This window comes from Salmonella sp. SJTUF15570, assembly GCF_043357055.1.
Taxonomy (GTDB): Bacteria; Pseudomonadota; Gammaproteobacteria; order Enterobacterales; family Enterobacteriaceae; genus Salmonella; species Salmonella enterica.
On sequence record NZ_JBEUKJ010000014.1, the window covers coordinates 97,181 to 106,292 of the forward strand.

Sequence of the window (9,112 nt, forward strand, 5' to 3'; positions counted from 1 at the left end):
AGCGCCGCCATCCGGCAATAATGCACTCAGTTATTCTGATAAATATCCTTATACAACCGACTCTCGAAGCGTACCAGCGGGATTCGGCGATTACGCTGATCGGCAGGTGGAACCGCGTAGCCGGACAAATACTGTACAAATGCCATCCGTTGCCCGCTTGCGGTGGTAATAAAGCCCGCCAGATTATACACGCCCTGCAGTGACCCGGTTTTCGCTGAAACCTTACCGTCTACGCCCGCCTGATGCAGCCCGGCGCGGTATTGTAATGAACCATCATAGCCCGCCAGCGGCAGCATAGAGATAAAGTTCAGCTCGTTATCGTGTTGGGCGATATATTGCAGCACCTGCATCATCGTGGCGGGAGCGATCAGATTATGGCGAGAAAGACCGGAACCGTCGGCAATAATGGTATTGCCGATATCAATTCCCGCCTGTTGGCGCAGGATCTGGCGAACGGCATCCGATCCCGCCCGCCAGGTGCCAGGCACGTTAAACCTGACATGACCAATCATCCGAAAAACAGTATCGGCGATCATGTTGTCTGACTTTTTCAGCATAATCTTAAGCAGATCGTGCAGTGGCGCCGACTGTTTACTGGCGACGATCGTTCCGGGCTCGTTAACCTGCGTCTGGCGCAGCAGCGTGCCGCGGTAAGTTATCCCGGCCTCTTTCAGTTCCTGCTTGAGGATCGCGCCCGCGTAGCTGGCGCCGTCCTGAATAGCAAAGGCCAGCGGCAGCGGGTCGGCGCGCTGTGGTAAACAGCCGGTAAGCGTATAACGGTTCAAATCGCCAGGCACCACATCCAACTCGCAATACTGCGCGTCTGCCGAACCGCGCGGTAGAGTCCGTACCTGGCTGAACATCGTTACCGGATAATAAGAGGCCACGCGAATAAAGGCTAAATCGTTTGGTTTTTGCGCGCTATAAAGCGACACAGAAAAACAGTTGCGGTCAACAATGGCGGCGGCGGGAGGCGCGCTGAAACACTGCGTCAGGTCGTTCCACGGCCAGCCTGGCGCTTTATCGTGGCTGGCGAAAATCGACGTGTCGATAAGCACATTGCCGTCGATTTGCGTGACGCCGGACTTTTTCAGCGTCGCGACCATATTGCGAATATCCTGACGTCTTAGCGTTGGATCGCCACCGAAGCGCGCAATTACGTCACCTTTCAGGATGCCGTTATCGACGTTGCCTTTAGTCTCCAGCGTGGTCGTAAAACGGAAATCCGGGCCGAGTTGAATCAGCGCCGCCAGCGCGGTAATCACCTTTTGGGTACTGGCGGGAAGCGCCATCTGCTGACTATGATAATCAATAGCCGGCGCGGGCGCGCCAATCTTTTGCACCATCAGCGCGAGGTTGGCGCCGGCCGGAAGCTGTTTGATGTATTCGTCAATATTCGCGGCCTGAACGCTGAACGCTATACTGGTGGTCAATCCGATGATAAATCTGGAAAATCGCATAATCTCGCGCTAACACCCTGGAAACAAGCCGTCATACTACGGCGCAACGCCCTAAAAAGTAAACGATGACCCATAGGGAACTCCAGGGTAAAATGGTTATCAAAGAGGAAATTGTAGCTGACCTGGGACTGCGCGCCCGGGTTGGTGTTTTTTTGCTTCTGACCCTGGTATGGCATATGCCGGGGCTGGCTTAGCAGCCGGGGTAGAGTTCATTGCCCCCTACAGGAATGTTCAAGAGGTATAACAAATGCAAGCTATTCCGATGACCTTACGCGGAGCCGAAAAACTGCGCGAAGAGCTGGATTTTCTGAAATCTGTGCGCCGTCCTGAAATCATCGCCGCTATCGCCGAAGCGCGCGAACATGGCGATTTAAAAGAAAACGCGGAGTATCATGCTGCACGCGAACAGCAGGGTTTCTGCGAAGGGCGCATTAAAGATATCGAAGCAAAACTGTCGAATGCGCAGGTGATTGATGTCACTAAAATGCCGAACAATGGTCGCGTGATTTTCGGCGCTACCGTCACGGTGCTGAACCTGGACACCGACGAAGAGCAGACCTACCGCATTGTTGGCGATGATGAGGCGGATTTTAAGCAAAATCTCATTTCGGTAAACTCGCCAATCGCTCGCGGTCTGATCGGCAAAGAGCAGGATGACGTCGTGGTGATCAAAACGCCTGGCGGCGATGTGGAATACGAAGTGCTTAAAGTGGAATACCTTTAAGCAGTACTCAATACGCAAATTGTTGGTGTATTGTAAAGAAAGGAAAAAGGCCGCATAGCGGCCTTTTATCAACGGAGAGAGCGTGGCATTTTGCTCTCCTGCTCGTGGAAAACCCCTCGTTTTACACAGATTTTGTGTTCGACTTTAGGATATCCTTAACGCGGCAGCGAGATTTTACGCTCTTTAGTTGGGCGATACAGCACCAGCGTTTTACCGATGACCTGTACGTTACAGGCGCCGGTTTCGCGCACGATAGCGTCCACGATCAAGGTTTTTGTTTCGCGATCTTCCGAGGCGATTTTCACCTTGATAAGTTCATGGTGCTCTAACGCTTGTTCAATCTCGGCCAGTACCCCTTCGGTCAAACCATTATTGCCAAGCATAACAACAGGCTTGAGCGGATGTGCCAGACCTTTTAGGTGCTGTTTTTGTTTAGTACTCAGATTCATCGTATATTTTTGCTTACGTTGGGATTGAAAACGGGTCATTCTACCGCCATCTCCCTTATATCGCCAAATAGGCGTGTAGAAATTTACGCCATTGGCTACGATGAACTGCCCCGACGGGAAAGTTAAATGACAGGTAAAAAGCGTTCTGCCAGCTCAAGCCGCTGGCTTCAGGAACACTTTAGCGATAAATATGTTCAACAGGCGCAGAAAAAGGGGCTACGCTCCCGTGCCTGGTTTAAACTTGATGAAATACAGCAAAGTGACAAACTTTTTAAGCCGGGAATGACGGTAGTTGATCTCGGCGCTGCGCCAGGAGGCTGGTCACAGTATGTGGTCACGCAGATTGGCGGCAAAGGCCGCATCATCGCTTGTGATCTTTTACCTATGGATCCTATCGTTGGTGTGGACTTTCTTCAGGGCGATTTTCGTGATGAACTTGTCATGAAAGCGTTACTGGAACGCGTGGGTGACAGTAAAGTACAAGTTGTCATGTCGGATATGGCACCAAACATGAGCGGAACACCGGCGGTGGATATCCCCCGCGCCATGTATCTGGTGGAGCTGGCGTTAGAGATGTGCCGCGATGTGCTGGCGCCAGGCGGAAGTTTTGTAGTGAAGGTGTTCCAGGGCGAAGGTTTCGATGAGTATCTAAGGGAAATTCGCTCCCTGTTTACGAAGGTTAAAGTTCGTAAGCCGGACTCTTCGCGTGCGCGTTCGCGTGAAGTGTACATTGTAGCGACCGGGCGAAAGTGATAACCGGCAGATTTCAGACGTAAGGTTTGAAAGAAACTGGATATAGAGTATCCTGACGCTGTTTTTAACACAGTTGTAATAAGAGGTTAATCCCTTGAGTGACATGGCGAAAAACCTAATACTCTGGCTGGTCATTGCCGTTGTGCTGATGTCAGTATTCCAGAGCTTTGGGCCCAGCGAGTCTAATGGCCGTAAGGTGGATTACTCTACCTTCCTGCAAGAGGTCAATCAGGACCAGGTTCGCGAAGCGCGTATCAACGGACGTGAGATCAACGTTACCAAGAAAGATAGTAACCGTTACACGACTTACATTCCGATTAATGATCCGAAGCTGCTTGATAACCTGCTGACTAAAAACGTCAAGGTTGTTGGCGAACCACCTGAAGAGCCAAGCCTGCTGGCTTCTATCTTCATTTCCTGGTTCCCGATGCTGTTGCTGATCGGCGTCTGGATCTTCTTCATGCGTCAGATGCAGGGCGGCGGTGGCAAAGGCGCCATGTCGTTCGGTAAGAGCAAGGCGCGTATGCTGACGGAAGATCAGATCAAAACCACGTTTGCTGACGTCGCGGGTTGTGACGAAGCGAAAGAAGAAGTGGCGGAACTGGTCGAATACCTGCGTGAACCGAGCCGTTTCCAGAAGCTGGGCGGTAAAATTCCGAAAGGCGTCCTGATGGTCGGCCCGCCGGGTACCGGTAAAACCCTGCTGGCAAAAGCCATTGCGGGTGAAGCGAAGGTGCCATTCTTTACGATTTCCGGTTCTGACTTTGTGGAAATGTTCGTCGGTGTCGGCGCATCTCGTGTGCGTGACATGTTCGAACAGGCCAAGAAAGCGGCGCCGTGCATTATCTTCATCGATGAAATCGACGCCGTAGGTCGCCAGCGTGGCGCAGGTCTGGGCGGCGGTCACGATGAACGTGAGCAGACGTTGAACCAGATGCTGGTTGAGATGGACGGCTTCGAAGGTAACGAAGGTATCATCGTTATCGCGGCAACCAACCGTCCGGACGTTCTGGACCCGGCGCTGCTGCGTCCAGGTCGTTTTGACCGTCAGGTGGTGGTAGGCCTGCCGGATGTTCGCGGTCGTGAGCAGATTCTGAAGGTGCATATGCGTCGCGTACCGTTAGCGACGGATATTGATGCGGCGATCATTGCGCGCGGTACGCCGGGCTTCTCCGGTGCTGACCTCGCGAACCTGGTGAACGAAGCGGCGCTGTTTGCGGCTCGTGGTAACAAGCGCGTTGTGTCGATGGTTGAGTTCGAGAAAGCGAAAGACAAAATCATGATGGGCGCCGAACGTCGCTCCATGGTGATGACGGAAGCGCAGAAAGAGTCGACCGCGTACCACGAAGCGGGCCACGCGATTATCGGTCGCCTGGTGCCGGAACACGATCCGGTGCACAAAGTGACGATTATCCCGCGTGGTCGTGCGCTGGGCGTGACCTTCTTCCTGCCTGAAGGCGACGCGATCAGCGCCAGCCGTCAGAAGCTGGAAAGCCAAATCAGCACGCTGTACGGCGGCCGTCTGGCGGAAGAGATTATCTACGGCGTTGAGCATGTTTCTACCGGCGCGTCGAACGACATTAAAGTCGCGACTAACCTGGCGCGTAACATGGTCACCCAGTGGGGCTTCTCGGAGAAACTTGGTCCGTTGCTGTACGCGGAAGAAGAGGGCGAAGTGTTCCTCGGCCGTAGCGTCGCAAAAGCGAAACATATGTCTGATGAAACTGCGCGTATCATCGACCAGGAAGTGAAAGCGCTGATTGAACGTAACTACAATCGCGCTCGTCAGATCCTGACTGACAATATGGATATTCTGCACGCGATGAAAGATGCGCTGATGAAATATGAAACCATCGATGCGCCGCAGATTGATGACCTGATGGCGCGTCGTGAAGTGCGTCCGCCTGCGGGCTGGGAAGATCCAAACGGCACCAATAACTCTGACAGCAATGGTACGCCTCAGGCGCCGCGTCCGGTTGATGAACCACGCACGCCGAACCCGGGCAACACGATGTCAGAGCAGCTGGGCGACAAATAAACGTTTGTTGTACAACATTATGTTTAGCGCTCACCGAAACCCTGGGGCTTGCCCCGGGGTTTTTCTTTTTTTAACTCACCACAAATAAAACAGGGATTTTGACCATGAAACTCTTCGCTCAGGGCGCCACGCTCGATCTCACTCATCCGCATGTTATGGGTATCCTGAACGTAACGCCGGATTCGTTCTCCGACGGCGGCGCGCATAACACGCTGATTGAGGCGGTGAAACATGCGAATTTAATGGTGAATGCCGGGGCGACAATTATTGATGTGGGGGGGGAATCAACGCGACCAGGCGCGGCGGAAGTGAGCGTGGAAGAAGAGCTGGATCGCGTTATTCCGGTACTGGAAGCAATCGCGCAACGTTTTGAAGTGTGGATTTCTGTGGATACCTCTAAACCCGAGGTGATCCGTGAAGCGGCAAGGGCGGGCGCGCATATTATCAATGATGTCCGTTCGCTCTCCGAGCCCGGCGCGTTGGAAGCGGCAGCGGAAACCGGCTTGCCGGTCAGTCTTATGCACATGCAGGGCAACCCCAAAACCATGCAGGAGGCGCCGAAATATGACGATGTCTTTGCCGAGGTGAATCGCTACTTTATTGAGCAAATAGCACGTTGTGAGAAGGCCGGCATCGCAAAAGAGAAATTGTTGCTCGACCCAGGATTCGGTTTCGGTAAAAATCTCTCTCACAATTATACCTTACTGGCGCGACTGGGTGAGTTTCATCATTTTAACCTGCCGCTGCTGGTGGGCATGTCACGTAAAACGATGGTTGGTCAGTTACTTAACGTGGGACCATCAGACCGTCTGAACGGCAGCCTTGCGTGCGCGGTAATTGCCGCGATGCAGGGCGCGCAGATCATTCGCGTCCATGACGTCAAAGAAACCGTAGAGGCGATGCGGGTGGTAGAAGCCACTCTGTCTGCAAAGGGAAACAAACGCTATGAGTAATCGTAAATATTTCGGTACCGATGGGATTCGCGGACGTGTAGGCAATGCCCCCATTACACCTGATTTCGTGCTTAAACTGGGTTGGGCTGCCGGAAAAGTGCTGGCGCGTCATGGCTCGCGTAAAATCATTATCGGTAAAGATACGCGTATTTCCGGCTATATGCTGGAGTCCGCGCTGGAGGCGGGCCTTGCCGCTGCGGGACTGTCGGCCTCGTTTACCGGACCTATGCCAACGCCAGCCGTCGCCTATCTGACGCGGACTTTCCGCGCGGAGGCGGGTATCGTTATCTCGGCTTCGCATAACCCGTTCTATGATAACGGCATTAAATTCTTCTCTATCGACGGTACGAAACTGCCTGACGATGTGGAAGAAGCCATCGAAGCCGAAATGGAAAAAGAGATCACCTGCGTAGACTCCGCCGAGCTGGGGAAAGCGAGCCGCATCGTCGATGCCGCCGGACGCTATATTGAGTTCTGTAAAGGCACTTTCCCGAACGAACTGAGCCTCAACGGCCTGAAAGTGGTTGTGGATTGCGCCAACGGCGCTACCTACCATATCGCGCCGAATGTGCTGCGCGAGCTGGGCGCGACCGTTATCGCCATCGGCTGTGAGCCAAACGGCGTCAACATTAACGAAGAAGTGGGCGCGACCGACGTGCGCGCGTTGCAGGCGCGCGTGTTGGCGGAGAAGGCGGACCTCGGCATCGCGCTTGACGGCGACGGCGACCGGGTCATCATGGTTGACCATGAAGGCAATAAAGTCGATGGCGATCAGATCATGTATATCATCGCGCGCGAAGGGCTGCGCCAGGGGCAACTGCGCGGCGGCGCGGTGGGGACGCTGATGAGCAATATGGGGCTGGAGCTGGCGCTCAAGCAGCTTGGCATTCCGTTTGCCCGGGCGAAAGTGGGCGACCGCTACGTGCTGGAAAAATTGCAGGAAAAAGGCTGGCGCATCGGCGCGGAAAACTCTGGTCACGTTATTCTGCTGGATAAAACGACCACTGGCGACGGTATTGTAGCGGGGCTACAAGTTCTGGCGGCGATGGTGCGTAATCATATGAGTCTGCACGATCTGTGCAGCGGTATGAAAATGTTCCCGCAGATTCTGGTTAACGTGCGTTACACCGCCGGTAGCGGCGATCCGCTGGAAAATGAAGCGGTGAAAGCGGTAACGGCGGACGTAGAAGCCACGCTCGGCAATCGTGGGCGGGTACTGCTACGTAAATCCGGTACCGAACCGCTGATTCGCGTGATGGTGGAAGGCGAGGATGAAGCGCAGGTTACGGCATTCGCCCATCGTATCGCGGATGCGGTAAAAGCCGTTTAAGCGTTTAAGTGACTAAAAAGGCGGCGGTTGCCGCCTTACGGCCCGCAAAAAACAACGCTTTTGCTGTTTTTTTCCGCAGTTGATACAATGCGCTTAAATTGCCCTTGCGAAGGTCATTCGCTTTGGTTAGTATTCACACCCGCTTCAGTGGGAAACAGTAAAAATCCCGCTTTATTGGTAGAAGCATTGGTACGCGGCAACTCCGCAAGGAACAGGTTGATTATGTACGAAGCTCTTTTAGTTGTTTTCCTTATTGTGGCAATTGGCCTTGTAGGTCTGATCATGCTGCAGCAAGGTAAAGGCGCTGATATGGGAGCCTCCTTCGGAGCAGGCGCTTCCGCTACGCTATTTGGTTCAAGTGGTTCTGGTAACTTCATGACCCGAATGACGGCGGTATTGGCGACGCTGTTCTTCATCATCAGTCTGGTGTTGGGTAATATCAATAGCAACAAAACCAATAAAGGAAGCGAGTGGGAAAATCTGAGCGCGCCGGCGAAGACCGAGCAGACTCAACCTGCTGCACCGGCCCAGCCGACCAGCGATATCCCGCGCTAATAGCAGTATCCGTGCCGAGGTGGTGGAATTGGTAGACACGCTACCTTGAGGTGGTAGTGCCCAATAGGGCTTACGGGTTCAAGTCCCGTCCTCGGTACCAATATTCCGAAAGAAAGACGCTGAAAAGCGTCTTTTTTTTGTCTATGGAAAACCCCCAGCTAGGCTGGGGGTTCCGGAAAGCTTTCAGCTTTAAGCCAGTTATTAAAACCCCTTTTGATTTGTTAAAACATCTTGCGGTCTGGCAACTGCAAAAGTTCAACAAGAAATCAAAAGGGGGTCCCAATGGGGGACGAAAAGAGCTTAGCGCACACCCGATGGAACTGTAAATATCACATAGTTTTCGCGCCCAAATACCGAAGACAAGCGTTCTATGGAGAGAAGCGTAGGGCAGTAGGCAGCATATTAAGAAAATTGTGTGAATGGAAAAACGTACGAATTCTGGAAGCGGAATGTTGTGCAGATCATATTCACATGCTTCTGGAGATCCCGCCGAAGATGAGTGTGTCGAGCTTCATGGGATATCTGAAGGGTAAAAGTAGTCTGATGCTTTACGAGCAGTTTGGGGATCTAAAATTCAAATACAGGAACAGGGAGTTCTGGTGCAGAGGGTACTATGTCGATACGGTGGGTAAGAACACGGCGAAGATACAGGACTACATAAAGCACCAGCTTGAAGAGGATAAAATGGGTGAGCAATTATCGATCCCTTATCCGGGCAGCCCGTTTACGGGCCGTAAGTAACGAAGTTTGATGCAAATGTCAGATCGTATGCGCCTGTTAGGGCGCGGCTGGTAAGAGAGCCTTACAGGCGCATCTGAAAAACCTCCGGCTATGCCGGAGGATATTTATT

At 53.0% G+C, this 9,112-nt stretch carries 9 protein-coding genes and 1 tRNA gene; 8 read left to right on the plus strand and 2 right to left on the minus strand.

Annotation, left to right across the window (positions count from 1 at the left end; translation table 11 throughout):
• Positions 1–26: 26 nt before the first annotated feature.
• Complete coding sequence (gene dacB / locus ABVN44_RS21450) at positions 27–1,460, minus strand: serine-type D-Ala-D-Ala carboxypeptidase (protein ID WP_001212686.1); 1,434 nt, start codon at positions 1,458–1,460, stop codon at positions 27–29.
• A 247-nt stretch (positions 1,461–1,707) separates the two neighbouring features.
• On the opposite strand from dacB, the gene greA reads away from it, so the two are divergent.
• The gene (gene greA, locus ABVN44_RS21455; protein WP_001148008.1) at positions 1,708–2,184 is read left to right on the plus strand and encodes a transcription elongation factor GreA; all 477 of its coding nucleotides are present in this window, start codon (positions 1,708–1,710) and stop codon (positions 2,182–2,184) included.
• A gap of 155 nt (positions 2,185–2,339) precedes the next feature.
• Here greA and yhbY read toward each other — a convergent pair whose 3' ends face one another.
• Positions 2,340–2,633, minus strand: a complete 294-nt coding sequence (yhbY, locus tag ABVN44_RS21460; RefSeq protein WP_001592995.1) for a ribosome assembly RNA-binding protein YhbY — start codon at positions 2,631–2,633, stop codon at positions 2,340–2,342.
• Positions 2,634–2,759: 126 nt separating this feature from the next.
• Between yhbY and rlmE the strand changes: the two genes are divergently transcribed.
• The 7 genes from rlmE to tnpA all read left to right on the plus strand — a co-directional run bounded on the left by rlmE (position 2,760) and on the right by tnpA (position 9,003).
• Positions 2,760–3,386, plus strand: coding sequence for a 23S rRNA (uridine(2552)-2'-O)-methyltransferase RlmE (gene rlmE / locus ABVN44_RS21465; protein ID WP_000145974.1), 627 nt, complete (start codon positions 2,760–2,762; stop codon positions 3,384–3,386).
• Positions 3,387–3,489: 103 nt separating this feature from the next.
• A complete protein-coding gene (ftsH, locus tag ABVN44_RS21470) occupies positions 3,490–5,424 on the plus strand; it encodes an ATP-dependent zinc metalloprotease FtsH (RefSeq protein ID WP_001107481.1) in 1,935 nt (644 codons plus the stop codon).
• A gap of 104 nt (positions 5,425–5,528) precedes the next feature.
• Positions 5,529–6,377, plus strand: a complete 849-nt coding sequence (folP, locus tag ABVN44_RS21475) for a dihydropteroate synthase (protein ID WP_000764711.1) — start codon at positions 5,529–5,531, stop codon at positions 6,375–6,377.
• On the plus strand, positions 6,370–7,707 hold the full coding sequence (gene glmM, locus ABVN44_RS21480; protein ID WP_000071169.1) for a phosphoglucosamine mutase: 1,338 nt from the start codon (positions 6,370–6,372) through the stop codon (positions 7,705–7,707). The genes folP and glmM overlap by 8 nt, the downstream gene beginning before the upstream one ends.
• 222 nt (positions 7,708–7,929) lie before the next feature.
• Positions 7,930–8,262 (plus strand): preprotein translocase subunit SecG, encoded by a 333-nt coding sequence (secG, locus tag ABVN44_RS21485; protein ID WP_000272680.1) that lies wholly within the window; start codon positions 7,930–7,932, stop codon positions 8,260–8,262.
• Positions 8,263–8,275: 13 nt separating this feature from the next.
• Positions 8,276–8,362, plus strand: a tRNA-Leu gene (locus tag ABVN44_RS21490).
• Between the two features lie 182 nt (positions 8,363–8,544).
• Positions 8,545–9,003, plus strand: coding sequence for an IS200/IS605-like element IS200F family transposase (gene tnpA / locus ABVN44_RS21495; RefSeq protein WP_000502119.1), 459 nt, complete (start codon positions 8,545–8,547; stop codon positions 9,001–9,003).
• Positions 9,004–9,112: the final 109 nt, after the last annotated feature.

What these genes read in the sequence shown, in the direction of transcription:
- dacB (WP_001212686.1), bottom strand. Translation starts at nt 1,460, where the DNA reads ATGCGATTTTCCAGATTTATCATCGGATTGACCACCAGTATAGCGTTC.
- greA (WP_001148008.1), top strand. Translation starts at nt 1,708, where the DNA reads ATGCAAGCTATTCCGATGACCTTACGCGGAGCCGAAAAACTGCGCGAA.
- yhbY (WP_001592995.1), bottom strand. Translation starts at nt 2,633, where the DNA reads ATGAATCTGAGTACTAAACAAAAACAGCACCTAAAAGGTCTGGCACAT.
- rlmE (WP_000145974.1), top strand. Translation starts at nt 2,760, where the DNA reads ATGACAGGTAAAAAGCGTTCTGCCAGCTCAAGCCGCTGGCTTCAGGAA.
- ftsH (WP_001107481.1), top strand. Translation starts at nt 3,490, where the DNA reads ATGGCGAAAAACCTAATACTCTGGCTGGTCATTGCCGTTGTGCTGATG.
- folP (WP_000764711.1), top strand. Translation starts at nt 5,529, where the DNA reads ATGAAACTCTTCGCTCAGGGCGCCACGCTCGATCTCACTCATCCGCAT.
- glmM (WP_000071169.1), top strand. Translation starts at nt 6,370, where the DNA reads ATGAGTAATCGTAAATATTTCGGTACCGATGGGATTCGCGGACGTGTA.
- secG (WP_000272680.1), top strand. Translation starts at nt 7,930, where the DNA reads ATGTACGAAGCTCTTTTAGTTGTTTTCCTTATTGTGGCAATTGGCCTT.
- tnpA (WP_000502119.1), top strand. Translation starts at nt 8,545, where the DNA reads ATGGGGGACGAAAAGAGCTTAGCGCACACCCGATGGAACTGTAAATAT.